20 protein-coding genes are annotated in these 24,308 nt (G+C 52.7%); 8 read left to right on the forward strand and 12 right to left on the reverse strand.

What is annotated here, in order from left to right; genetic code table 11:
* Positions 1 to 721 precede the first annotated feature (721 nt).
* From DTHIO_RS18350 to DTHIO_RS18360, 3 genes are read left to right on the forward strand one after another with little or no spacing between them, the layout of a single operon-like run.
* Positions 722 to 2,041 carry a M48 family metalloprotease gene (locus DTHIO_RS18350; protein ID WP_008871737.1) on the forward strand — a complete coding sequence of 440 codons (1,320 nt, stop codon included), beginning with the start codon at positions 722 to 724 and terminating at the stop codon, positions 2,039 to 2,041.
* Positions 2,042 to 2,064: 23 nt separating this feature from the next.
* Positions 2,065 to 2,454: a DUF3568 family protein gene (locus DTHIO_RS18355; RefSeq protein ID WP_008871738.1), complete on the forward strand. Its 390-nt coding sequence runs from the start codon at positions 2,065 to 2,067 to the stop codon at positions 2,452 to 2,454.
* Between the two features lie 35 nt (positions 2,455 to 2,489).
* Positions 2,490 to 3,296: a PilZ domain-containing protein gene (locus DTHIO_RS18360; RefSeq protein ID WP_008871739.1), complete on the forward strand. Its 807-nt coding sequence runs from the start codon at positions 2,490 to 2,492 to the stop codon at positions 3,294 to 3,296.
* Here DTHIO_RS18360 and DTHIO_RS18365 read toward each other — a convergent pair.
* The 7 genes from DTHIO_RS18365 to DTHIO_RS20165 are packed head-to-tail and all read right to left on the reverse strand — an operon-like array spanning position 3,293 to position 11,778.
* On the reverse strand, positions 3,293 to 4,348 hold the full coding sequence (locus tag DTHIO_RS18365) for a glycoside hydrolase family 26 protein (RefSeq protein ID WP_008871740.1): 1,056 nt from the start codon (positions 4,346 to 4,348) through the stop codon (positions 3,293 to 3,295). The two genes, DTHIO_RS18360 and DTHIO_RS18365, sit on opposite strands and share 4 nt — an antisense overlap.
* Complete coding sequence (locus DTHIO_RS18370) at positions 4,335 to 6,002, reverse strand: glycosyltransferase family 2 protein (protein ID WP_008871741.1); 1,668 nt, start codon at positions 6,000 to 6,002, stop codon at positions 4,335 to 4,337. Before DTHIO_RS18370 ends, DTHIO_RS18365 begins: the two co-directional genes overlap by 14 nt.
* Before the next feature lie 33 nt (positions 6,003 to 6,035).
* Positions 6,036 to 9,065 carry a tetratricopeptide repeat protein gene (locus DTHIO_RS18375; protein WP_040419340.1) on the reverse strand — a complete coding sequence of 1,010 codons (3,030 nt, stop codon included), beginning with the start codon at positions 9,063 to 9,065 and terminating at the stop codon, positions 6,036 to 6,038.
* Positions 9,066 to 9,072: 7 nt separating this feature from the next.
* Positions 9,073 to 9,711 (reverse strand): tetratricopeptide repeat protein, encoded by a 639-nt coding sequence (locus DTHIO_RS18380; RefSeq protein ID WP_008871743.1) that lies wholly within the window; start codon positions 9,709 to 9,711, stop codon positions 9,073 to 9,075.
* Entirely contained in the window at positions 9,711 to 10,220 is a 510-nt protein-coding gene (locus DTHIO_RS18385) for a tetratricopeptide repeat protein (RefSeq protein WP_008871744.1), read from the reverse strand. Before DTHIO_RS18385 ends, DTHIO_RS18380 begins: the two co-directional genes overlap by 1 nt.
* Before the next feature lie 30 nt (positions 10,221 to 10,250).
* Positions 10,251 to 10,604 carry an STAS domain-containing protein gene (locus tag DTHIO_RS18390; protein ID WP_008871745.1) on the reverse strand — a complete coding sequence of 118 codons (354 nt, stop codon included), beginning with the start codon at positions 10,602 to 10,604 and terminating at the stop codon, positions 10,251 to 10,253.
* A 37-nt stretch (positions 10,605 to 10,641) separates the two neighbouring features.
* Entirely contained in the window at positions 10,642 to 11,778 is a 1,137-nt protein-coding gene (locus DTHIO_RS20165) for a PP2C family protein-serine/threonine phosphatase (protein ID WP_161598703.1), read from the reverse strand.
* Positions 11,779 to 12,858: 1,080 nt separating this feature from the next.
* Here DTHIO_RS20165 and DTHIO_RS21520 point away from each other — a divergent pair.
* Positions 12,859 to 13,032: a hypothetical protein gene (locus DTHIO_RS21520; protein ID WP_008871747.1), complete on the forward strand. Its 174-nt coding sequence runs from the start codon at positions 12,859 to 12,861 to the stop codon at positions 13,030 to 13,032.
* A 264-nt stretch (positions 13,033 to 13,296) separates the two neighbouring features.
* Here DTHIO_RS21520 and DTHIO_RS18405 read toward each other — a convergent pair whose 3' ends face one another.
* The 5 genes from DTHIO_RS18405 to DTHIO_RS18425 all read right to left on the reverse strand — a co-directional run bounded on the left by DTHIO_RS18405 (position 13,297) and on the right by DTHIO_RS18425 (position 19,229).
* Positions 13,297 to 14,448 (reverse strand): iron-containing alcohol dehydrogenase, encoded by a 1,152-nt coding sequence (locus tag DTHIO_RS18405; protein WP_008871748.1) that lies wholly within the window; start codon positions 14,446 to 14,448, stop codon positions 13,297 to 13,299.
* 17 nt (positions 14,449 to 14,465) lie between these two features.
* Positions 14,466 to 14,903 (reverse strand): ferritin family protein, encoded by a 438-nt coding sequence (locus DTHIO_RS18410; RefSeq protein WP_008871749.1) that lies wholly within the window; start codon positions 14,901 to 14,903, stop codon positions 14,466 to 14,468.
* Positions 14,904 to 14,988: 85 nt separating this feature from the next.
* Complete coding sequence (locus DTHIO_RS18415; protein ID WP_008871750.1) at positions 14,989 to 16,440, reverse strand: CoA-acylating methylmalonate-semialdehyde dehydrogenase; 1,452 nt, start codon at positions 16,438 to 16,440, stop codon at positions 14,989 to 14,991.
* An 815-nt stretch (positions 16,441 to 17,255) separates the two neighbouring features.
* Entirely contained in the window at positions 17,256 to 18,416 is a 1,161-nt protein-coding gene (locus DTHIO_RS18420; RefSeq protein WP_008871751.1) for an iron-containing alcohol dehydrogenase, read from the reverse strand.
* A 99-nt stretch (positions 18,417 to 18,515) separates the two neighbouring features.
* Positions 18,516 to 19,229: a FadR/GntR family transcriptional regulator gene (locus tag DTHIO_RS18425; RefSeq protein WP_008871752.1), complete on the reverse strand. Its 714-nt coding sequence runs from the start codon at positions 19,227 to 19,229 to the stop codon at positions 18,516 to 18,518.
* 1,722 nt (positions 19,230 to 20,951) lie between these two features.
* Between DTHIO_RS18425 and DTHIO_RS18430 the strand changes: the two genes are divergently transcribed.
* From DTHIO_RS18430 to DTHIO_RS18445, 4 genes are all read left to right on the forward strand, one after another.
* Complete coding sequence (locus tag DTHIO_RS18430) at positions 20,952 to 22,199, forward strand: competence/damage-inducible protein A (RefSeq protein WP_008871753.1); 1,248 nt, start codon at positions 20,952 to 20,954, stop codon at positions 22,197 to 22,199.
* 86 nt (positions 22,200 to 22,285) lie between these two features.
* A complete protein-coding gene (locus DTHIO_RS18435) occupies positions 22,286 to 23,188 on the forward strand; it encodes a DUF4438 domain-containing protein (protein WP_008871754.1) in 903 nt (300 codons plus the stop codon).
* Between the two features lie 160 nt (positions 23,189 to 23,348).
* Positions 23,349 to 23,759: a hypothetical protein gene (locus DTHIO_RS18440; RefSeq protein WP_008871755.1), complete on the forward strand. Its 411-nt coding sequence runs from the start codon at positions 23,349 to 23,351 to the stop codon at positions 23,757 to 23,759.
* 22 nt (positions 23,760 to 23,781) lie between these two features.
* Positions 23,782 to 24,270 (forward strand): protease complex subunit PrcB family protein, encoded by a 489-nt coding sequence (locus tag DTHIO_RS18445; RefSeq protein WP_008871756.1) that lies wholly within the window; start codon positions 23,782 to 23,784, stop codon positions 24,268 to 24,270.
* Positions 24,271 to 24,308: the final 38 nt, after the last annotated feature.

Genomic DNA, 24,308 nt, shown 5'->3' on the forward strand with positions numbered 1-24,308 from the left:
CCACTTCCTTATCCAGATTCCCGCAGGTTCGGCTATGTCGCTGTCACGAAAACCTGTCATTTTATGCCTGCGGCACGGACCACTCCCCTCCTTGGTTAAGGAGGGGCCGGGGGTGGTTCGTTCTGATTAACCACTTCCTTATCCAGATTCCCGCAGGTTCGGCTATGTCGCTGTCACGAAAACCTGTCATTTTATGCCTGCGGCACGGACCACTCCCCTCCTTGGTTAAGGAGGGGCCGGGGGTGGTTCGTTCTGATTAACCACTTCCTTATCCAGATTCCCGCAGGTTCGGCTATGTCGCTGTCACGAAAACCTGTCATTTTATGCCTGCGGCACGGACCACTCCCCTCCTTGGTTAAGGAGGGGCCGGGGGTGGTTCGTTCTGATTAACCACTTCCTTATCCAGATTCCCGCAGGTTCGGCTATGTCGCTGTCACGAAAACCTGTCATTTTATGCCTGCGGCACGGACCACTCCCCTCCTTGGTTAAGGAGGGGCCGGGGGTGGTTCGTTACAAATGATCATTTCCCTTCAGTCTCTCGCAGGCTCTTTTCAGGGCCCGCCAGGTTGAGAAGCTTATAACACAAATCACATTTTCTGATAAATTTGCCTTGCCTTGCCAATCATTTCGCAATAATATAACTTTAACCTGAACAGTGTACCAGTTAAATTCAGGCAGACCATGCAGCAGACAACCTCTAACCTCAAAGACCAGAAAAACCATGAACATAAGCCGGATTCAAAACAAAACCCCGCGCCTGAGCCGCAGGCACTTTCTCTATCTGGCCGGCATAGGATCTTTGTCCCTGGCAACCGGCTGCGCCACTCATCCGGTTACCGGACAGCGCCAGTTCATGCTCATGAGCGAAAGCCAGGAGATAGAACTGGACAAAGAGAATTCTCCGCACCAGATTTCAGCCGACTACGGGGTGGTTCAGGACAAAAATCTTCAGGACTACGTTTCCGGGGTGGGCCGGGACATGGCATCCAGAAGCCACAGGCCGGACATGCCCTACTCCTTCAACACGCTGAACGCCACCTACATCAATGCCTACGCTTTTCCCGGAGGTACCATCGGGGTCAGCAGGGGGATCCTGCTGGAACTCCAGGACGAGGCGGAACTGGCTTCTCTCATCGGTCATGAACTTGGGCATGTCAATGCCAGACATACCGCCCAGCGAATGACCAGGGGCATGCTGGCCCAGGTGGTCTTTACCGGGGCCGCAGCGGCAGCAGGCCCACAATGGGAAAACGTAGTGGCCGGACTGGGCGGCATCGGAACAGGGGCACTTCTGGCCAGCTACAGCCGCAACCAGGAAAGAGAGGCCGACGAGCTGGGCCTGGAATACATGGCCCGGGCGGACTACAATCCGGAAGGATTTGTAGGACTTATGGAAATGCTCAAGGACATGTCCGGAGAAGACAGAGGCTCTCTGGAAATGCTTTTTTCCACTCATCCCATGAGCAGCGAGCGTTATCAGACCGCGGTCAACCGTGTGCGCACGGACTACCAAAAAAACAGCAAACCCCTGTATCGTGAGCGCTACATGGACAATACGGCCCGGCTTAGACAGATTAAACAAGCCGTTCAGGACATGCAGGAAGGCGACGACCTCATGCGGGCCAAAAAACCCGGGGAAGCCGGGGAAAAGTATTCATCCGCTCTGCAGGCGGCTCCGGAAGACTACGTGGCCAACCTGAAAATGTCCAAGTACCTTTTGTCCAGGGACAACAATTCCCAGGCCCGCAAATATGCCTCGGAAGCCAGGGAGATCTACCCTGAAGAACCCCAGGCCATGCATATCCTGGGTATGGCCTGGCTCAGGCAGGAGAAATTCGAGCAGTCCCTGGCCGAGTTCAGTAGATATCAGGAGCGTCTGCCTGGTAATCCCAACACCCTGTTTTTTCAGGGTTACAGCTATGAAGGCATGGGCCGCAGGAATCAGGCGGCGGAAAAATACTATGCCTTTCTGCAGCAGGTAAATCAGGGGGATAAAGCCCAGCACGCCTACAACAGGCTCAAGGAATGGGGCTACATTTAGTCAACCTTAAACCGGAGAGAGCCATGCCCGCCATTAAACAAAAAATCCACTTTCTGCTTATCCTTTTTCTCTGTCTGAACCTTTCCGGGTGCCTCTTCGCCCTGGGAGGAGCCGCCGGCGGGGGAGCAGCCATCTACTACAAAGGCTGGCTACGGGAAAAAGTGGCCAGAGACATGTACACCGTGCATGAAGCCACTCTCAAGGCCATGGAAGTCAAAAACATAAGCCTGGAGGAAGAAACTGAATACACCGACAGATTCAGAATTCAGGGCAAATACATGGACGGAACCAATGTCTGGATCACTGTCAAGCACCTGACCGCAAACAGCTCCCAGATAAATATCCGGGTGGGCGTCCTGGGAGACGAATCCCGCTCCCGCGCCCTGTGGGATGAAGCCCGGCGGCACATGTAGTTTTTGCGGATACTGTATTTGAAGACGTGATACCCATGAGCACTATTGAACAGCGCACCGAGGAACGACTGCCCCTGGAGATGGCCATTCTGCCTTTTCTGGGTTCCAGGGAAGAGGACTATCAGCCTTTTCAGTATATTATCCAGGATTTCAGTCAGAACGGCGTACGCATCGCCATCCCTTCCTGGCTTCAGAGCCGGGAAAAACTGTACCGGGGAGACAGGGTAAACCTGCATCTGCCGTACAAGTTCCAGGGACAGAGCAGAAACCAGGGCAGCGTGGCCTGGGAGACCTGGGAAGACCAGGCCGCAGCCCAGGTCTGTGGTGTGGCCCTGGACAAAAGCTTTCCCGAAACATATCCGGTGTTCATCTCTCTGGAGACCAGGGAACTGGTCATCGGGCTGGAAAATTTTGAGGATGAAGCCAGTCTCTTGCTTCTGGTCTTAAAAGACATCGCCATGCTCAAAAGAGGCATGCTCATTTACCTGGAACACCTGGCCACTTACTTCACCAGGGTCTCCGAATTCTCCAGGGAGGAATACGCCCTTTTTCGACGCATGATCATAAACGACATCAAAACCGGCATGCAGAAAAACCACGACTACCTGAGCAGCCTTTACTCAAAGGCCCTGTCCCTGCACAGCCGGAACCAGGACATCATGGAAATTCTGGACATTGACGAGTTGCGCCAGAGCGTACAGTCGGAAATCTATGTGGACCTTTTCAGTTCGGTACTTAGCATCGAAACCATAAACATGTACCTCATGGCCCTGAAAACCCTGGAGAAAAAAAGCTACAACAACTACAACACCTTAGTCATGCTCTACCTGAACAGCCTCTAAGGCTGCCTGCGCTGAAAGTCAGGCAGGGGCGAAAACAGCTTCCTGCGCACTTCCCCCGGGTACCTGCATTCTTCACCGGCTGCAAGCCTCCAGTCTTCCTCCTTGTCCACCTGGAACCATATTATCCCGTCCAGGCCCCACCTGGAGGCGGTCTCAAAGGCATTTTGCACCCATACATCCCTGTCTCCACCCTCTGCCGGAGAGGCTGTCTCAAATACAAACAGAGGCTTTTCCGGGCTTATGGACGTAAGTTCAGAATATATGTGCTCAAATATCTCCTCAAAGCTTCGCCAGCTGCTCTGCCAGCCATGCTCTTCCATGGTCCGGGTATAGGCCCAGTTGTAGCCGTCCATACCCAGGACATCCACATAGTCATCCCCTGGATAATAATTCCTGGCCTTGTTCCAGTGGGCCCCCTGCTCAGGAGAAGGCACTGAACCGGCATTTGGACAGAAGGCGAAAAGAGCGTTTCCAGCATCTTCATCTCTGAACCGCTTCACTACGTATTGAAACATCTCCTGGTAGCGTTCCGGACTTTCAGGGCCGTATTCTTCCCTGCTTCCTCCCCAGTGATAGCGATCCAGATTCATCTCATGGGCAAAGCGGATGATCACCGGATATTCCAGATCCTTTATGCGGGAGGCAAAGCCCTGGATATAGTCGTCGTATCTTCCCTGCAGGATATCACCGGCCGCAATCATGTGCTCCTGTCCATGACTGTCGTAATACATGGGTTCCCAGGTGACCACTGCCATGGCCCCGAAGCTGTGCACCGCCTCCAGTGTCTTGCCGGGGAAATTCATCTCTTCAGGGTCCTGCGGCCATTGCAGAAAGAAATTGACCATGCTCACCGGCAGACCGGTCTTGTTTTCCTTGTCTTGAAACACTTGCGGCTGTTCAGGCAGGCCCTCTACAGCCAGGCCGAAATAAAGCTGCCTCTTATGCTCTTTTTCAGACTGTTGCCCGTTGTTTACTTCCCTGCAGCCATAAAACCCGGCAGACAGGAACATGGCGAACACCACTACCGCTAAAAGCTTTTTACTTGTTCTCAACACTTTCCTCCAGGCCTTCCTCCAAAGGATGATTAAAGTACACCGCCGCTGAAAGAATAAGAAAATGATACAGGCACCAGAAGCTGGTTACAGACAGGGCCATAATCAGTTCACGTTCGTAATATATTCTCATCCCCGCCCAGATAATGGCCACGAAACACAAAGCTGCAAGTCCCACCTGGGGCCACAGGGCATGCATGGGCAATGACAGGCTCTGCCCCTTGGGCGTAGTCTTAAATGTGCCCCGGTAACCCAGGACAGCCAGCAAAGAGGCCTTCATGTACACCGGAAAGCAGATGGCCTGCAGCAGAACTCCGCTGACGATCTCTGAAGCCTTGTAGTGCCTCTGGCGCAGGGACCATATAAACATAGTAAATGTCATGAGAATATAGGGCACGTAAAACATGAAGTACAGTTCCGGACGGGCAAAATAGGTAGGAATATTGAACAGGATAAACAGGATAGGTGAAATAACCAGGACAAACAGGACCCAGCCTACGAAATAGTGTGTCCCGGAAAGCATGTACTCCCACCACTTGTATATGGGAAGCTCGCTGGGATTTTTCCAGAGCCTGGACAGGATGGTTCTGAAAAGGCCTACCGTGCCCAAAGCCCAGCGGAACTGCTGCTTGAAATACCCTCCCAGGTCCTCCGGGCCGTCTCCAAAGGCGCTGACCTTGTTCAGATATGCCGATTTCCAGCCCCGCAGGTGAAACTTAAGGGAGGTGGCAAAGTCCTCAGTGACCGAGGATTCATCAAAGCCGCCCACGTCCCTTAAGGCCTCGCGTCTGAAAATGACATTGGTCCCGCAGCAGAACATGGCGTCCTGCTGGCTTTTGCCCTCGCAGATGTATTCGTAAAAAACAGCCTGCTGCAGGCCGGCCCCCCTGGACACCCGGTTGTGCTCAAAATTGCTGTAGTACTGCGGTGTCTGAATAAAGGCCACTGCTGGATTGGCCTCCATCCTGGAAACTAAGGCCTCAACGAAATCAGGCAGGGGTTTTTGATCCGCATCAAAGACGATTATGTATTTCTCATCTCCAGGTTTTATGGTCTCCCCCTGGACATAGGAAACAAATTCGAAGCCCTCAGGCGGATTTTTGTCCAGAAAATCATTGAAGTCGTTGATCATACCCGCCTTGGCTCCCCTCCACCTGCGCCGGAAAAGATTTACCCCGATCCTGCGGCACAGATCGTCGATCTCAAGCCTGTATTTTTCCGCCTCCCCCGGCTTCCAGTCCGGCAGGTCATAGCGGGTGTCGTCCAGAAAGTAGATCTTTTTATTGGGGTAAGTTAGATTGTAAAAGCTGATCAATGTATCCTCCACCACATGCAGAGGCTCGCGGTAAGAGGAAACAATTATGGCCACTGGTGGATAATCTATCAGGCTGGCCTGAACAAGGTGGTTTTCCGACCCTGTTTTTCCCTCTGAATTGATCACTCTGAACAGGTTCAGGAAATATCCGAAACCGTGGGTCAGGATAAAGGCCTGGGCCAGAAGAAGAAGCAGCCCGAAAAACTTTTCATACCAGGCATAATCGGCAATTATAAAGGTAAAGGTCCTGGCCATGAGGTATAAAATGATAAACATCAGGGTCAGGACTATCCCGCCCAGAAGCAGGTTGTTTTTAAAGGCTGTCTTGTTCTGGCTCATGATGATCCCGGTATTTCGGCGCTAAGCCGGGGTTTAAAACCTGTAGAAAAGGCCCAGGTCCAGCGAGGCCGCATCCCACTCCCTGGAATTGTGCCACATGGCCTGGGTGTTGATGCCCAGCCCGTTTTCAAACTCACGGCTCCATGTTCCCCGGACCTCAACGGAATGATTTTTGTCCTTTTCCGTGCCCAGGCTAAGCTCAAGCTGGTAAAAATGATCCCTGGCCCCGCAGAAGAAGTCTCTGGCCAGGTCATGGGTAAACTCAAAAGTAACAGAACTGCCCCAGTGATCTTCCGGAGTCCAGTAGGGGTGTTTGAAATCCGCCTGAATATTGCAACCCTGCCCATTGGAGCAACCCTGGTATGTCCTGGAGGTGTCCCTGTACTCCCCGGACAGAATGGTCCTGAAGCGCCTGGGGTGGTCGGTAAAGGAGTAGCCTGCACTTACCCCGTACACGACCCCGTGGTTGTCGTCGCTGTAGTCCAGGTATCCGGCACTGAGGCCCAGTTCCAGCCTTCGCAGGGGATAAATATCCAGACCGGCCTCCCAGTTCTCGGTGTATACCCCCTGGGCCAGGGCTATGGCATTGGCCACAGTCTCCCTTTTTTCGTAGCCCAGGGTCAGCCGGGCATAATCGTCCAGGTTGAACATCATGTCCAGATGCCCCAGAAAAAGATCATCCAGGTCGATGCTTTCCCTTTCCATCTTAGAGCCCCGGGTCTGAAGATCATTCGCGTAAGACTTATAGGTCAACCCTCCGGCCAGGGTAAAATGAGGTCCGGTTACCATCTCCCCGGTCAGGCTGACTCCCGAGGCCTGGACTGTTCCGGCGTGTTTTTGGGGCGACTCGAAATACCTGTGCCCGGTTACTCTAAAGCTGTGCCTTGATCTTAAAGGTACATCCAGGCCCATATCCAGCCTGTGCCTGTCCATGCGGGCCAGCTCCCCCCTGCCCCTTTCGCTCCAGAAACTGTAATTGCCCGAAAAACCTGGCCTGGAACGCTTTTTTCGCCTCTCAAGAGCCCTGGAGGCCTGTCCGTGCAGGGGATCTATTGCCAGCAGTTCCTGGTAAGCTTTTTCTTCCTCGTCCCCCAGGCCAAGGACGCAGCAGGCCTGGGCCAGGTCAAACCGGGCCTCCTGGTTGCCCGGTTCATGCTCCACCAGTTTCTGCAGATGCCGCCTGGCCGGGGCAAAGCGCTCATTCCACAAAAGCTTCTTGGACTGGCGCTCCAGTTCCGCCTGTTTCTGAATCACGTACCTGTAGCCCAGGCTGCGTCTTAGCTCATCCATCTCCCGGCGGCTCTCCCGGCCGAGATCCCGGCCGTGCCGTCCGAACCAGTCGAAAAAGCCTTCAAAACCGGCATAGACAGAGCCTGCGCTTACTTCCCGCTCTAAGCCGGCTATTGCCTGCTCCAGGATTTGTCTCTGTGATGTGTCCAGATCCTGCAGTCTCTGTAAAAGCATCTCATCCACAGCAGGAGTGCTTATAAGCTGGTAATACCTGTCCCCTGTGTCAGCTTTTTTGCCCCAGTAAGCAGTGCGCGCCGCCTCCCGGATCACGACATGATTGTCCTGGTTTTTTGTGTAAAGCTGATCATAGGCCTCAAGGCTTTCTGCATATTGTCTGGACCAGGCCAGCACCCTGGCCCGGGTCAGCAGCAGTTTGTAGCTTTCCGGAAATTCCTCCAGCATCATGTCCAGGATCTCCAGGCTGGCAGAGTATCTGCCCTTGGACCCGTAAACTTCGGCCAGTCCTGCTCCGGCTTCAAAAAATCCAGGATCGTGAGCAAGTGCGCTGTCATAGACTTCCGCAGCCAGCTCAAACTCCCCCTGCCCGGCCAGTGCCTGGGCCAGGTGCGTTAGCACTGCCGGATCGGTTTCCTCCTTTAGCACCTTCTCCACATGCTCCTGCAGCGGTTTCCCCCTGGTCTGAGACAGCAGAATAAAGGGCTCTGGGTTGTTTTCATCCAGGGCTGCCGCCTTCTCAAGGAAATAAACCGCCTTGTCCGGATTGCCCCTTTTCATCTCCACCCGGGCCAGTCCGGGCAGGGCCTGAACCTTGAGATTCTCATGCCCGGAGGCTTTTTCAAAGAGCTTCTGGGCATCTTCCAGGCGGCCCTTTTGCAGGTAGGCCCTGGCCCCGGGCAGAAGAATATCTTCTCTACCTGCGTACCAGTCCTGAAAATCATCAGCCGCTTGCGCAGCCGCTGCAAAATCCTTCTGCAGCAGAGCGACATTCACTGCCTCGCTCCAGGCCTCAAAATAGACTGCCGGACTTTTCTCCGGTCCCTGGTGGACTATCCTCTGCAGATGCTTGCGGGCCTGTTCAAACCTTTGCTGGGCAACCAGGTTTCTGGCCAGCCTGAGGTTCAGCTCCGGATCATGCTTTTTATCCGCCAGCTCCTCCCGGATTATCTCTTCCCCGGAATAATAATCCCCCCACAGCAGCAAACGCTCAGAATAGACAAGCCTGATCCGCCTCTTTTCTTCCCCTTTCAGCCTGTCCAGGGTCTTGGTGTATATTTCCCGGCACATCCTGTACCTGCCTAAGGAAGCCAGGACATCGGCAACCTGGATGAATCTGTCCGCATCAAATTCTTGAGAACGTACAAACTCTTCAGTTAGTGACACGGCTTTGCTGCGGTTGCCCAGGGCTGCTTCCAGCCGGATACGGTAAAGGGCCATAAGGGAACCGTCGGGATGAGTGGACTCAATTCTTTCCAGAACCTGCCCTGCCTTAGACAGGTGCTCTTCTTTACCGCTTTGCAGCAAGAGCTCCAGGAGCATTTCTCCGGCCTCTTCATGGGATATCCTTGCATCCCCGGGAACCACTTTAGAAGATCCCAGTGACTCGGCCGGCTTGGCCCCGACAAGGCCCAGCAGCAAAATGACAAAGACGGCAAGCGCCAGCCATCTGTCAAATATACATTGTCCTGTGGCTTGAAAGACCTGTTTTTCTCCTGTTCCCCTTCCTTGCCGCCCGTCTTTCAGGCGAAAGGGAAGGATCAGGGGAGGGTTCCAGGCGGCACCCGGCAAGCGCTCAGGCATCAGCTGGATCTTCATCCCCTGGCTACCGGGATTCAAGGGTCTTCTCCATCTGCTCTATTGCCTCATCATACCGCTCCGCCCACATGAGTACCTGGGCGTAATGCCGCCTGACCTGGTTGTCCCCGGGCCTGGATTCCAGAACCCGCTCATACTCCTGGATGGAAGCCTCGTAATCACCCTTCCAGCTGAGCACCCGGGCCAGCTTGAACCGCGCCTCGTCCTGCCCGGGGTTGTCCTGCAGGTAATCCCGGTAAATGTCTGCCGCCCGGTCATACTGTTCCAGCATGGCATAAATCTCACCCAGCTCCAGGCGGGCTTCCCCGGTTATCTTGTCTTCTGGAACAGAGGCAAACATTTCCCGGGCTTTGTCAATCTCATCCGTCCAGTAGTAGACTCTGGCCAGTTCCAGCCTGGCCTGGACAAGATCAGGCTTTTCATCCAGCACCCTGTGGTACTGGTCTATGGCTTCATCGTAGCGCTGCACGTAGCTAAGCAGCCTGGCCAGCTCCAGCCTGGCCTGCCAGTCCTCTATCTCATCCTTGAACTCAGGTGACACCCTCTCCTGCTGCATGAGAAAATCGCCCGGGGAATCCTCTGCCTGCACAGAACCTGCAAAAAAGAACACAGCTGCACTGAAAATAAATAAAATAAATATCTTCATCATTCTTCTCCCAGAATCCGGTAATAAATATTGATGGCTTCCTCAAACCGTCCCTGGCTGGTGAGTATCTGCGCCCTCAAAAAAAGGGCGTATTCCCAGTCTGACCTGAGTTCCAGGGCCTGGTCCACTAATTCCAGGGCCTGCCCGGAATCGTTTATGGACCAGTAGGCCCGGGCCAGCTTGAGTAAAACCCTGGCATCATCAGGATATCTCTGACGCAAGACTTCAAAAGCATCCCTGGCCTGGTCCGGTCTGCCTGTTGCAAGGCTGGAATCACCCAGGCGGTCTAAGAGCATGTAGCTGATCTTACCCTTTTCCAGAGCCCGGCTGTAATAAGCGGCGGCCTGTTCATAATCTCCCTGTGCAAAGGACTGCTGACCCTTACGCCACAACACCTCTTCCTGGTTGAAGTGCATATAGGCCCAGGGTGTTACAAGCATCAAAAAAAGCAGCATAAGGGCAAAGCCTGTATACTGCTTGGTTTTTGCGGAAAACAAGTCAAGGTTCATGCCTTACCCTGAAATAGCCGGCCCTAAACTTTATGAATTTTCATCTTTTCTCAATGCCTCTACCGCGCTTTGCTCATCCGGATGAATCTCAAAGACCCCCCTGTCCAGCCTGGTTATGGAAAACAGTTTGCCAACGTTGGGTCTTACACCGAAAAACACCAGCCTGCCTCGGTTCTTCATGGTCTTCACAGTGGAAAGCAGAGCCGAAAGACCGGAGCTGTCCATAAATTCAACTTCAGATAAATCCAGGGCTACTTTCTCTTTGCCCTGCAGAATATAATCTACCATCCAGCCCTTGAAGCTCGAGGAGTTTTCTGCATCAATTCGTTCTACCATTGGCCTTATAACCAAAATATCATTAATATTTCTGGACTCAAAAAACATTCAGGCCATCCTGTTGCTGCTGTCATTCAGTTTAATCTTATTTACCCTTACTCTGAACATATATCCCGGTCAAGTCATCCTCGAAGCCTACCACGCCTTTTGAGGCGGCTGAGACCCTGCCTGCAAGATCCTGCACCTGGAAATCATCCCTGGACAAAAGCCCGAAGCAGAGTTCCCTGAAGGCCTCGTACCCGAAAATATCCTTTCCGTTCACCCGGCACTCGTAAAACCCATCGGTATACATGAAAAGCTCCCAGTCCCGGCCGCATTCAAGAAATCGACTCTTGTACTTTTCCTGGTGAAAACCAAGCAGGGCCGCAGTGGGCTCAATCTCATGCAGACTTTGACCATCGCGCAGAAATGCCGGACAGTGCCCGGCGTTTATATATTCCAGCCTGTTCTTCAGGGGATCAATATCCACGGCCATGAGGGTTACAAAGTCGCCCATATCTCCCACTGTCTGCATGAGCTGACTGTTGAGGGCCTCAAGAAGGTGCGGCAGGGGGAGGACAGCCTCATCAAAATGAAAAACTGTGCGGACCATGGACATAAGAAAAGCCGCCCTGGCCCCGTGCCCGGAAACATCGGCTATGACGCACCGAAGGCCGTCATGGCCCAAGGGCAGATAGTCAAAATAATCACCACCGGCCAGACCAGAGGGCTGATAAAATCCGCGTGCGTAAAGACCTTGAGAGTGGTATTCCGTGGAGGGCAGAATGCTTGTCTGCAGGTCGCTCATGGCCTGCAGTTCTTTGGACAGTCTGCTGTGGGCCTCTTGAGCCGAGCGCTTGGCCTGCAAAAGCTCCAGGTGATTTTTGACCCTGGCCTTGATTATGGGAAAATGAAAAGGCTTGGTAATGTAGTCCACAGCCCCCAGGGAAAGGCCGTAAGCTTCATCTTCAACATCGGATCTGCCGGTTACGAATATCACCGGGATACCTGCCGTGCCCGGATCGGCCTTGATCCTTCTGCACACTTCATACCCGTCAATACCCGGCATCATGATATCCAGAAGTATCAGGTCCGGAGGATCGTCTCCAAAGATTATCTGCAGGGCTTTGTCTCCGTGCAGGGCTGTCTGGACCCTGTAGTCATCCTTTAGAATGGAGCTAAGGATACGGATGTTCAGCGGAGAATCATCCACCACAAGTATTTTGTATTTTTTTTGCATCATGTACTGCATGCCAGACCAGGTCTCATCCTTTCTAATCTCGATTTAAACCTGATCGTGCAAAGGGTCAAGCAGATAAGACATGGCAAAGTTTATGATAACTGCCTGTCATCACTGAACTCATAAGTTCCTTCACTCCAGGCAATAAGGTGAGCAACCTTTGAGCATACATCAATGCAAGCTTGGTCGAATCGACCATATAAAAAAATTCATATTTTCTACCAATACGAATGCACACTACTATATATTATAAGAACAAACTGTTATAGACTGATTATTAAAGTTCAACCATATTTTTAAAAAGATTATCGGACGGGCATTCCAGTCATTGTATTATAATGACATAATAAAATATAATCAGAAAAACAATATTTTGTAGAGTACTGTCCCATGTTATACTTAAACTGTAAAACTGTTTATTATAAACAAAGATTAAAAATGAATAAACAACAGATATACTTTTTATTTTAATTTTACATTAGATGCTGACTCTTTTTTTAAAATCCAGACATTTTTTTAAAAAATTCTCTTGACTGATTTAAACTTATTCATTATACATAAACTCAACAAGGCACAAATTATAAAAATTAACAAGTGCAGGCTGTTTAAAATTTGGTTTAAGCCGGATTGTCCTTTAAGGATAGTTCGGCTTTTGTGTTTAAATTATAGCACAGGAAAAGGTGAGCAAAATGCATGTATTTAAATCTTTTTTCAACTCAATAATAAATTTCCGCTGTAAAATATCTTCATGGCTTTCATGCCTTGGAATGCAGTATCCTGATGAAAGCACAAGCAGAAGACATAAGTTTTGACTTTGGATAAACATGTCTATTTTCTTTCTGTATGGAAACAAATAAAAACAAAAAATTGAGTAGTGGCATCTGACATCCAGTACAACATGCATGTTAAATTACCATGACAGTCTTTACCGGCACCTTGCCTGCAATTTCCTGTTGCTATGCTTTACAATGCACAAAAAGATAACCATTTGTTTTTATTTGATTTTTAAGCAGAAGTCTACGCCTGCAAAATTTTGTCTTCCTGCAGGCGAGCAACATACAGGTGAAAAAGGAGGAATGACCTATGCTGCTGACAACCGTGTGTAAGGAATGCAAAAAAGAGTATTCGTATGACCCCCGTTTTGACGCTCTTGCCTACACCCAGGGCAGATGCAGAGAATGCGCAGACAGGAAAGGCATACGCAGAGTTGATCTGACAAGAAAATTCTCCGAGCGCGGCCGGGGTCACAAGCTTTAGACTTTCCGGCAGCTTCCAGCCCGAAAAGATTGACACGCTGACAGGGCCTTGAATATTGCAGCTCAAAGCTGCAGGCAGTACGGGAGAGCCATTCAGGGGGCGTAACCATTCAAGGGGTCCTCGGTGCTGATTACTGGCACAAGGCCCGGGGACTGTCCCGCCAGAGGCGTGAATCCGGCACCCCCCCCTGAATGGTTCCGATAAGGCGGCAGGGACAGGGAATCCTCTCCCTGCCGCAAATCAGTTTGGGATGGAGACCGGCTGTTACATGGCGTTTTTAAACAGCTGTATAATATCCTCAACCGTTCCAACACGGGGGTTGGTGCCTGCGTTGCCGTCCTGCATGGCCTGTCTGGCCATGGGCTCGATATCTGACTCCTTCACACCCAGTTCCGACAGTCCCTGAGGTATTCCCACGTCTCTGGAAAGACGCTGGATGGCGTCAATGGCCTTTTCAGCAGCCTCTATCTGTCCCAGTCCACAGGTATTTTCGCCAAGGGCTGCAGCAATCTCCGCAAATTTCTCCGGATTGACCATGAGGTTGTACCTTTCCACATGGGGCAACAAAACAGCATTGGCGATGCCGTGGGGCAGATCCAGCAGGCCGCCCAGCTGATGGGCCATGGCATGCACGTAGCCCAGCCCGGCATTGTTAAAGGCCATGCCCGCCTGCAATGAGGCATAGGCCATACCTTCCCTGGCCTGCATGTCCTGTCCGTTGGCTACGGCCCGGCGCAGATACTTGCCAATGAGCTTTATGGAGTGCAGGGCCAGGGCATCGGCGTTTTCGTTGGGATCCTTGGTCACATAACACTCTACAGCATGGGTCAGAGCGTCCATTCCTGTGGCTGCGGTCAGTGCCGGCGGCTTGCCCACCATCAGATCCGGATCGTTGATGGACACCTTGGGCAGGTTCCTCCAGCTGACAATAACGAATTTGACCTTCTTTGCCGTGTTGGTGATTACGCAGTGCCTGGTCACCTCGCTGCCGGTGCCGGCAGTGGTATTCACAGACAGAACTGGAGGCAGTTCATTGTTCAGGGTTTCAATACCGGCATAGTTGTCGAACAGATCCCCTTCATGGGTTGCGGCGATGCCGATTCCCTTGCCGCAGTCATGGGTGCTGCCTCCCCCGACGGTGACGATCATGTCGCAGGACTCGGAGTTGTACACCTTGAGCCCGTCTGCGATATTGGTATCCTTGGGGTTGGGCTCGAACCCGTCAAATACAGCAAACTTGATGCCGAAGCTCTCAAGAGAGGCCTTGACTGTATCCACCGGTCCCCCGGCAATCTTGACCAGGTCCGGATCACACACCATCAGGGCTTTGGTTCCGAACATTTTCGCCCTGGAACCGATTTCACTTACAGTACCCCTGCCGATAAAATTCACTGCGGGACACAAAAAGTCTGCCATTTTACTCCCCCTTGGTTTTAGTTTTCCAAAACAGGATTGAGCTTTTCAATCCGGGCCTTTCTTTTTTTGGCCAATTTCTGGAATGTACTGAACACATCTGAAACAGGCCTGATTTTTTCCGCGGCATCCGTGTAAAACTGCTGAGCCCGCTCTTCCATCCGCTGCAGAAGCTGCATTATTTCCGGCCTGCTGATACCTTCTGCATCGGGCTGAGACAGTTGATAACTCTTTTCTTCCAGACCCTGGACAGGTTCCAGGATCATCTCGGAGATATTTTCCTGTCTTGCCCTGGCCAGGTTTTTGGCATTTTTGAGGTTTTCTTTTGCCAGGGCCTGCAGCAGCTCGGAACAATCCTGCATGTCCGGATTGTTCATGGCCTGCTGTATAAATCCGCCGTCCTGCTTTTCCATTGCAATGGCATAGTCCAGGACACCTCCGAAGTTTTTCAGGGACATTTTTAAACTCCTGTTGAAATACGCATAACACCTTGACTCAGGGTTTGTACGCGTGTTTTGCCATGACCTGATTCTTGCGGCCTGCTTAGAACCAGCGGCTGATTACCACCTTGGCATCAGTAAAGAACTGGAATACATCCTGGCCCTGGCCTTTGTGGGTCCCGAACATGGAATCGCCTGCGCCGCCGAAAGGAAAAAAGCTCATGGGGGCGGCTATACCGACATTGACGCCCACCATGCTGGGCTTGACTTTATACTTGAATTCCCTTGCAGCCCCACCGCTGGAGGTGTATATGCAGGCGGCATTGGCCAGACCTGTACTGTTGGCGTAATCAATGGTCTCCTGCAGGGACCCGGCCCGCAGAACCGACACCACCGGCCCGAAGATCTCCTCCCTGGCAATGGTCATGTCCTTGCTCACGTTATCGAAAATGGTCGGGCCGACATAAAACCCTTCGGGGTTCTCCACTGCCGGGTTTCTGCCGTCCAGGACCAGCTCCGCCCCTTCTGATATTCCCTTTTCAATATACCCAAGCACCCTTTCCTTGTGGGCCGCTGATACCAGGGGGCCCATCTGGGTACCCGAATCAAGGCCGTCCCCCACCTTCAGGTTGCGGGCCTGCTCCACAAACTTTTCCAGGAATTCATCGGCTATGTCTCCCACAGGGGCCAGAACCGCACCAGAGAGGCACCTCTGTCCAGCACATCCGAAAAACGAGGTGATGATGGAGGGCATGGCCTTGTCTATATTGGTGTCAGGCATCACAGTGATTACATTCTTGGCCCCGCCCAGGGACTGCACTCTTTTGCCGGTTTCTCCGCAACGCTTGTAAATGTATCTGGCCGTGGGTGTGGAGCCCACAAAGGAAATCCCCTGGATGTCCGGGTGGTCCAGCATGGCGTTGACCACTTCTTTAGATCCGTTCACCATGTTCACCACCCCTTCAGGCAGATCGATTTCCTCCATGAGCTCAAAAATCAGTCCCTGGGTCATGGGCACCTGCTCCGAAGGCTTGAGAACAAAGGTGTTGCCGGTGACCAGGGCGTAAGGCATGAACCACCATGGGACCATGGCTGGAAAATTAAATGGCGGGATGCACCCGAATACCCCCACGGGCTGGCGCTCGCTGCTGCAGTCAATGCCCCGGGCGATGTCTTCCAGGGTGGACCCCATGGCAAGGCTTGTCACACCGGTGCTGTGCTCTACATTTTCAATCATGCGGCGGACCTCGCCCCGGGATTCATCCAGGGTCTTGCCCATTTCCCGGACCAGGGTCTTTGAAATGTCTTCAAAGTTTTCCTCAAACACCTCTTTCAGGGCAAACATATACCTGGCCCTTTTGATGGGAGGCACGGTGCGCCATTCCTGAAACGCTTCCCTGGCGGCCTGCACAGCCCTGTCCACCTCGGAAGCAGTGCTGTATGGCACCTGGGCCAGCTTCTCTCCTGTGGCTGGGTTCCATACTGTTCCAGTTTCAGTGGTGCCGGACTGCTCCCATTCACCATTGATGTAATTTTTCAAAAGCGGCAAACTCATAATCAAATCCTCCAATATTTTTTATCTGTTGTTTTAAACATGCTGTCACAAAGACTTGTCATTTTATGCCTGCGGCACGGACTGCTCCCCTCCTTGGTTAAGGAGGGGCCGGGGGTGGTTCGTTCTGATTAACCACTTCCTTATCCAGATTCCCGCAGGTTCGGCTATGTCGTTGTCACAAAAACTTGTCATTATATGCCTGCAGCACGGACTGCTCCCCTCCTTGGTTAAGGAGGGGCCGGGGGTGGTTCGTTCTAAATAACCACTTCCTTATCCAGATTCCCGCAGGTTCGGCTATGTCGTTGTCACAAAAACTTGTCATTATATGCCTGCAGCACGGACTGCTCCCCTCCTTGGTTAAGGAGGGGCCGGGGGTGGTTCGTTCTAAATAACCACTTCCTTATCCAGTTTCCCGCAGGTTCGGCTATGTCGCTGTCACAAAAAATTGTCATTTTATGCCTGCAGCACGGACCACTCCCCTCCTTGGTTAAGGAGGGGCCGGGGGTGGTTCGTTCTGATTAACCACTTCCTTATCCAGATTCCCGCAGGTTCGGCTATGTCGTTGTCACAAAAACTTGTCATTATATGCCTGCAGCACGGACTGCTCCCCTCCTTGGTTAAGGAGGGGCCGGGGGTGGTTCGTTCTAAATAACCACTTCCTTATCCAGTTTCCCGCAGGTTCGGCTATGTCGCTGTCACAAAAAATTGTCATTTTATGCCTGCAGCACGGACCACTCCCCTCCTTGGTTAAGGAGGGGCCGGGGGTGGTTCGTTCTAAATAACCACTTCCTTATCCAGATTCCCGCTACCTTCCGCTAAAGCACCTGATAATAGAGCTCCACAATCTCATCTCTGGTTGCCTTCCTGGGGTTGTTTCCCGGACTGCCGCTGGCCAGTGCGTCATCAGTCATCTTGTGCACCAGAGGATCAAGTTTCTCCCGGGTCACCCCGAGCTGACTCAGGGAGGGGATTTTCAGCTGTTCTATCAGCTCCTTGGTCCTGTCTGCACAAAGCCTGGCCGCCTGGTGCACAGGAAGGCCTGCTACAGGCTGGTCCATGGCCTCAGCGATCGCGGCGTAACGCTGGGGAGCACCCAGCAGTGAAAAATCTGTAATCACACCCAGCAGGGCGGCATTGGAAACGCCGTGAGCTATGTGGAAATTGGCCCCGATGGGCCTGGACATGCCGTGCACCAGGGCTACTGAAGAATTGGTAAAGGCCATGCCGGCCTGCAGAGAGCCCAGTTGAGTCTGGCTCCTGGCCTCCAGATCGTCCGGATTGGCCCAGGCCCTGGGCAGATATGTATTGATGAGCCTCACTGCGGACAGGGCCAGCATATCGCTCATGGGCTGGGATTTGACAGAAACATAGGCTTCAATGGCGTGGGTCAGGGCGTCCAGGCCGGTGCTGGCGGTAATGTGCCTGGGGCATTTCAGGGTAAGCAGGGGATCTATGACCGCCACCCGGGGCATCAGCCAGGGGCTGATGAGCAGCATTTTTACATCAGTGCGGGCATCTGTGATAATGGTTACCATGGTGGCTTCACTTCCGCTTCCAGCGGTAGTGGGGATGGCCATGACCGGCAGACCGGGGCCGGGAATCTTGTCTATCCCGGCATAATCCAATATCCGGCCCTCATTCACGGCCTCAATGGCAATGGCCTTGGCTGCATCAATGGGGCTGCCGCCTCCGCAGGCCACGAGAAAATCGCACCCGTGCCGGCGCAAAAGCTCCAGGCCCTTTTCTACATGCTCCAGGGTGGGCTCGTCGTCCACCTCGTCAAAGACCACAACCTGCAATCCGGCTTCATTCAGAGAATCAAGGGCCGGGGCAATGACATTCATTTCTTTAAGGGTACTGTCCGTGACCAGCAAAACCCGGGTGGCTCCACTGCGCAGGGCCTCTGGTCCTGCCTTGGCGGAAAAACCGCTTCCACAATGAATCGTCGGGGGTGACCTGAAGGTACAGTTTTTCATAACTTATCTCCTGAGCTTGCAGAAAATGGTTGTGCAGCATCCCTCACTGCCCGGTGAAGTGCTGACAGGACTATATGGTTACTTTTTTAGAGTGCACCATCATGACCGGGACTCCATGATGCCCAGCATTTCTTTTTCCACATCGCATACATGGTCATACATGGCCTGAGCAGCCTTCTCCGCGTCCCTGGCCACCAAGGCGTCCAGAATGCGCTGATGAGCATCTACTACGTGCTGGGAAAAATCCGGGCCGGGCTTGACCTCCACCTTGACCTCTGCAAGGAGCTTGTTCACAAAATCCAGGATCATTACCAGGACCGGATTACCGGATACCCTGGCCAGATGTACGTGAAAATCTATTTCGTGCTCCCCGCCGATGATGTTCTCGCCCCGCTCCAGAGTCCGGGAACAGGCATCGTTTAAGGACTGCAGGTATTCCAGGTCCTTGTCGCTGAGCTTTTCCACCAGCTTGGAGGCCAGATAGGGCTCTATGAGCTTTCGCACCTCGGAAAGCTCTTTTATGGACACATTCTGGAAATGAAGAAAATGGCTGATTGCATCCCTGGTAAAATCCATGCCCACTTCCTTGACCACCGGCCCGCCTCCCGAGCCTTTTTTGATTTCCAGAAGTCCCATTGTTTCCAGGGAGGATAAAGCCTCCCTCAAGGTGAACCGGCTGACCCCGAACTCGGACATGAGTTTTTGTTCCGACGGCAGCCGATCACCGGGCTTGAGTCGCCCCATAAGAATGTTGCTTCGAATCTGGTTGATTATAAAAACTGAACGTTTTTCGTTGGTTACATGCTGAAACATAGTTAATTTAATAATTTTTTCCGGTTGATGTTTAAGGCGGCTATGACCGCAATCCATTTTTCCTCACGCAAAGACGCGATGATCGCAAAGGAAGAACTCTATCTTTTCTCTGTGCCTGGCAATGTTCAACCGGGCCTGCTCCTCAGTAAAGGAAGGGAGCTAAATATCGAACCACCCCCAACCCCTCCTTAGCCAAGGAGGGGAGCAGATCGAGGCGTGGCAACACTCTGACGCATGCATCTGTATAAATACTCCGTCTGGATCGTGACTAAACTTCCACACCCCAAGTAAATCCAGGCCACGGTACAGCTCCCCTGCTTGGCCTGGGTAGTGCTGGGAAGGAAGGGAGCTAAATATCGAACCTCCCCCAACCCCTCCTTAGCCAAGGAGGGGAGCAGATCGAGGCGTGGCAACACTCTGACGCAGGCATCTGTATAAATACTCCGTCTGGATCGTGACTAAACTTCCACCCCCCAAATAAATCCAGGCCACGGTGCAGCTCCCCCTCCCTTAGGAAGAAAGTATGGGTGTATGGGAGTATCCATGTGTGGGTGTAAAGATATCTTGACCCCCATACTCCCATACGCCCTTACTCCCATACTTCTTAAGGCCGGGGGTGGTTGTAACCGACCTTTCATTATTAGCTCCCCTCCTTAGCCAAGGAGGGGAGCAGATCGAGGCGTGGCAACACTCTGACGCATGCATCTGTATAAACACTCCGTCTGGATCGTGACTAAACTTCCACCCCACAAATAAATCCAGGCCACGGTACAGCTCCCCTCCTTAGCCAAGGAGGGGCCGGGGGTGGTTGTATGAGATCCCTACCTTATAAACATTCCAGAAACCCACCACACAAGTAAATCCAGGCCACAGTGCTGCTCCCCTCCTTAGCCAAGGAGGGGTCGGGGGTGGTTGTATGAAATCCCTACCTTATAAACATTCCAGAAACCCACCACACAAGTAAATCCAGGCCACGGTGCAGCTCCCCTCCCTTAGGAAGAAAGTATGGGTGTATGGGAGTATCCATGTGTGGGTATAAAGATATCTTGACTCCCATACTTTCATACTCCCTTACGCCCTTACGCCCTTACTCCCTTACTCCCATACTCCCATACTTCTTAAGGCCAGGGGTGGTTGTATGAGATCCCTTCCTTAAACAATCGATGTGGAAGCAAGGCTGCCTGTTTATAAAATGGATGTCAACAAATATTATAATATTTATATTTTAAAATATATAATCTTTACAAAGGCGCTTTCACTGGTATATTCATCCAGACTCGGATATACGTAATTTCAGCCCATCCGGCTCACTGGGATATCCAGCCCAGGCTGCGTAACTCTTCAGGGGGGAGATATGCCAATTTGCCTGTCTACCATGTGGGCAATGCCTTGCTGGGGATTTTTTATTCTTCAAAACCGTGTGTGCGGAGCACCTGCCTGCCCGCTAAAATTCCGCAGGACAGCAAAGCGCATTTTAGTCGGGTGTGAAGCCTGAAGGCTTCCCGTGCCAGAGAAGATTTTTTTGGCACGGGCAACTTCGTTGCACACGGGCGGCCCTGCCGCTCACGGCTGGGGAGTACGCCTCAGCCCTATTCCCGGTGGCGATTGCTGGCACCCCTTGAATGGTTACCAGGCTGCCCGTGCCAGAAAAAGGCAACGTACAGGTTATGGGTGAGATGACAACTGGTAACCGACAATACTTTACTAAAAGGAACACCGTACATGATCAGAGCTGAAATATTATCCACCGGGGACGAAATCATGAGCGGCTCACTGGTGGATACCAATGCTGCCTGGATTACCCGGCAGCTGCTGCAGTCAGGACTTGAGGTCGGCCGCATCTCCTGTGCGGGTGATGATCTCAGGGAACTGCAAAGTCTTATCCAGGAGATTGCCCAGAGGGCGGATATTGCAGTTATCACCGGGGGACTTGGCCCTACCCCCGATGACATCACCGCCGAGGCCGCAGCAAGGGCCTGCGGCGTGGAGCTGGAGCAAAACAGGCAGGCCCTGCAAAGCATAGAAGACTATTTTGCCAGGCTGCAGCGGCCCATGCCTGAATCCAATCTCAAACAGGCCCTCATTCCGGCTGGAAGTGTTTGTCTGCCCAACCCGGCCGGCACTGCCCCGGGATTTCGCCTCAATATACACAACTGCTGCCTTTTTGCCCTGCCCGGAGTACCTTCAGAAATGAAACAGATGTTTGATCTGTCTGTAACCCCCTGGATTAAAAAACACCTGGCTCAACAGCTGCAGCCCATGTCCATCCGGGTGATCTCCTGCTTCGGCATATCAGAATCTAAAACAGCACAGGCCCTGCAGGGATTTTCGTCCTCCTTTCCGGATATTCATCTGGGATTTCGCTTCAAGTTTCCTGCGATTCAGGCAAGGCTTTACTGCAGACAGCCTGCAGGCCGGACTTATGGTCAGCATATGGAAGATGCGGTCAACTGGGTCAAGCACAGACTTGGAGACAGGGTCTTTTCCAGCCGGGACAGCACACTCCAGGAGGAGACCATGCAGCTTCTGGCGGACCAGAATAAGACCCTGGCCATACTGGAAGGCTGCAGCGGAGGGATGCTGGCCCACCTTGCAACCGGCACTGAAGCCGGCAGCAAGGCCCTTTTACTGGCCAGGGTGGTCCATGAAGATTTTCAGGGATTTTCCCGCACACATGTCGATCCGCTGCACAGCGCCAGGGAACTGGCCAGTGAAATCATGACGGATGCAGAGTCCGACTTTGGGCTGGTAAATTTTGCAGCAAAAGAAGCAGACCAGACCAGGGTCTTTATGGGCCTGGCAGGCAGACATAGAACCCTGGCCAGGGAATTTACCCGCGGCTACCCGGACCGCCAGGCCAGTATCACCGCCCTTTCCTGGGCCTGCCTGAACCTCCTGCGCCTGGAGCTGTTGGAGGTAATACCCGGCAACCACTCCAGCAATTCAGCCTCAGGGGAGCCGGCCACCTGAGTCAATTGCACTGACTTGATAAGTGACGCCTTTTCCTATAGTAGATTTAAGTCATCTTCCAACCTCTCCAGAGCAGTGAAAGCTTTATGAATAAAGAAAAAAACAAGTTGTCGACCAACAAAGAGCATATCATTGAATTTCTGCTGGAGGGCAAACCCGGCCCACCCAAAGCTCAGGCAGGCTGGGGACTGGACCATGAGGGCTCCCCCTTTATCCTGCCTTCCATCGGTGGAATCACATTGAACGTGCAGGTGGGGGACAGCGCTTTCGGCTGGGCCGGAGACCACGTGGAACCAGGGGTGAGCTGTACCGGCAATACCCACAAGCCTGCAGAGCATCCCAATAACTCCTTGCAGTTGTTTTCCTGCATAGGCAACAGGGCCACGGTAATTTCCGGAGAAGCAAAGGGATCCCCTGGTTTTGTCATGGGCAAGCACGGCGGATCAGAACATCTGATACTGGACTTTTCCCGGGAAATTAAAGAAAAGCTTTCCTACGAGGATACCATCCGCATCCATGCCAGAGGACAGGGCCTGCAACTTACCGACTACCCGGAAATTGCCCTGCAAAACCTCGACCCGGATCTGCTGGAGCTCATGGATATTGAAATAAACGACAAAAGCGGGATCAAAGTGCCGGTTACCGCCATAGTCCCGGCTGTCTGTGTCGGATCGGGCACGGGAGCGGCACATACGGCAAAAGGCGACTGTGACATCATCACCAGCGACCGGGATTCAGTGGATAAGTATGCTCTGGACAGTCTGCGCTTCGGCGACTTTGTGGCCCTGATGGATCAGGACCACAGATTCGGACGCACCTACCGTCAGGGATGGCTGGCCATTGGAGTCATATCCCACAGCGATTGCAGGCGGGCAGGTCATGGACCAGGAGTTACAACCGTTATGACTGCTGAAAGCTCACTGATTGAACCCGTGATATCCAGAAAGGCCAATGTCGGAGTTTTGCTGGACATTGGAACCCGGACCTGAGGCCGTCCCCTTCTCCCTGCTGCAGGCGCTTCAAACCGGTGTCAGACAAAAAAAGGGCTTTTAAACTATACTGACATCTGATAAAAAAATATTTTAAGCCGCAACAGTAAAAATTTGCGGCCAACGCACTGATGGCAGAAAACACCTACAGGAGAAGGGCATGAGCAACAATAAGAGCGTGGAAGAAATCCTCACCCCTGAAGTACTCCAGCAAATATTTCCACCCAGCAGGGCTGATGATTTTTTTGAGGCCCTGTACGGTGATCCCGGGGAGGGCACTTTCGACATCCAGCTGATGCTGGCTGGCAACGCCGGGGATCGGCTGGATATGGAATTCAGGCTCAAGCAGAGATCTGGAAAGTGCATGGCATGCAACCTGACCTATGGGCTTCCCCAGGTTTTCAGCAGACATCCTGTAATCGACCTCCCGGGCCTGATGAAAGAGATCAACGCCCTCTTGCCCCAGGGCATGCAGGCCACTGACTGGAAGCTGGGCAGCACCAGAGAAGTAAGTTCCGAACTGCACATAATCCCCTGGAGCCTTTATTTAAGTGGTGAGAATAAAGGATAACTGTTGAGCGCTCAGAAATCACATGATGCAGACAATAAGCTCCCCCGGAGGTTTTCACAGCAGCATCTTGCTGGCCGTAAGCCTTTTTCTTCTTTCTGGCCTTATTTCCTGCAGCCAGGACGGCCAGGATGCACTTAGTGCTGAGATAGCACACCAGTGGTCGGGACACTATGCAGAAATAAAAATCCCGGCTGCCATGGCCGGAGACAGGGAAAACTGGCAGGAAGTCTGGAGTCTGCTCCGGGAATCCAGGCCGGAATGGCCTGAAAAGACCGGGGCTTTCGCCGTCTTTTACGCAGGTCAGCGCCCCACGGGCGGATATCGGATGGAAGTGGAAATAACCCACCAGGACAGTGATGTCATCAGGTTGCAGTGCAGCCTTCATCCCCCGGATGGACCGGCTACCACCGCTTTGACCTTTCCCTGGAAAGTAGTCGCCCTCAGCGGGGTGGAAGGCAGGGAGGTGCAGGTCCGGCACTGCGGATCACCGCTTGCAGAGCCCCCGCTATGATAAGCCGCAACGCCTCTTTTTGCCTTTGATGTTATCAG

The organism is Desulfonatronospira thiodismutans ASO3-1, assembly GCF_000174435.1.
Taxonomy (GTDB): Bacteria; Desulfobacterota; Desulfovibrionia; order Desulfovibrionales; family Desulfonatronovibrionaceae; genus Desulfonatronospira; species Desulfonatronospira thiodismutans.

Coding starts and splice junctions, on each gene's coding strand:
- DTHIO_RS18350 (WP_008871737.1), top strand. CDS start 722: ATGAACATAAGCCGGATTCAAAACAAAACCCCGCGCCTGAGCCGCAGG.
- DTHIO_RS18355 (WP_008871738.1), top strand. CDS start 2,065: ATGCCCGCCATTAAACAAAAAATCCACTTTCTGCTTATCCTTTTTCTC.
- DTHIO_RS18360 (WP_008871739.1), top strand. CDS start 2,490: ATGAGCACTATTGAACAGCGCACCGAGGAACGACTGCCCCTGGAGATG.
- DTHIO_RS18370 (WP_008871741.1), bottom strand. CDS start 6,002: ATGAGCCAGAACAAGACAGCCTTTAAAAACAACCTGCTTCTGGGCGGG.
- DTHIO_RS18375 (WP_040419340.1), bottom strand. CDS start 9,065: ATGAAGATCCAGCTGATGCCTGAGCGCTTGCCGGGTGCCGCCTGGAAC.
- DTHIO_RS18380 (WP_008871743.1), bottom strand. CDS start 9,711: ATGAAGATATTTATTTTATTTATTTTCAGTGCAGCTGTGTTCTTTTTT.
- DTHIO_RS18385 (WP_008871744.1), bottom strand. CDS start 10,220: ATGAACCTTGACTTGTTTTCCGCAAAAACCAAGCAGTATACAGGCTTT.
- DTHIO_RS18390 (WP_008871745.1), bottom strand. CDS start 10,604: ATGTTTTTTGAGTCCAGAAATATTAATGATATTTTGGTTATAAGGCCA.
- DTHIO_RS20165 (WP_161598703.1), bottom strand. CDS start 11,778: ATGATGCAAAAAAAATACAAAATACTTGTGGTGGATGATTCTCCGCTG.
- DTHIO_RS21520 (WP_008871747.1), top strand. CDS start 12,859: ATGCTGCTGACAACCGTGTGTAAGGAATGCAAAAAAGAGTATTCGTAT.
- DTHIO_RS18405 (WP_008871748.1), bottom strand. CDS start 14,448: ATGGCAGACTTTTTGTGTCCCGCAGTGAATTTTATCGGCAGGGGTACT.
- DTHIO_RS18410 (WP_008871749.1), bottom strand. CDS start 14,903: ATGTCCCTGAAAAACTTCGGAGGTGTCCTGGACTATGCCATTGCAATG.
- DTHIO_RS18415 (WP_008871750.1), bottom strand. CDS start 16,440: ATGAGTTTGCCGCTTTTGAAAAATTACATCAATGGTGAATGGGAGCAG.
- DTHIO_RS18420 (WP_008871751.1), bottom strand. CDS start 18,416: ATGAAAAACTGTACCTTCAGGTCACCCCCGACGATTCATTGTGGAAGC.
- DTHIO_RS18425 (WP_008871752.1), bottom strand. CDS start 19,229: ATGTTTCAGCATGTAACCAACGAAAAACGTTCAGTTTTTATAATCAAC.
- DTHIO_RS18430 (WP_008871753.1), top strand. CDS start 20,952: ATGATCAGAGCTGAAATATTATCCACCGGGGACGAAATCATGAGCGGC.
- DTHIO_RS18435 (WP_008871754.1), top strand. CDS start 22,286: ATGAATAAAGAAAAAAACAAGTTGTCGACCAACAAAGAGCATATCATT.
- DTHIO_RS18440 (WP_008871755.1), top strand. CDS start 23,349: ATGAGCAACAATAAGAGCGTGGAAGAAATCCTCACCCCTGAAGTACTC.
- DTHIO_RS18445 (WP_008871756.1), top strand. CDS start 23,782: ATGATGCAGACAATAAGCTCCCCCGGAGGTTTTCACAGCAGCATCTTG.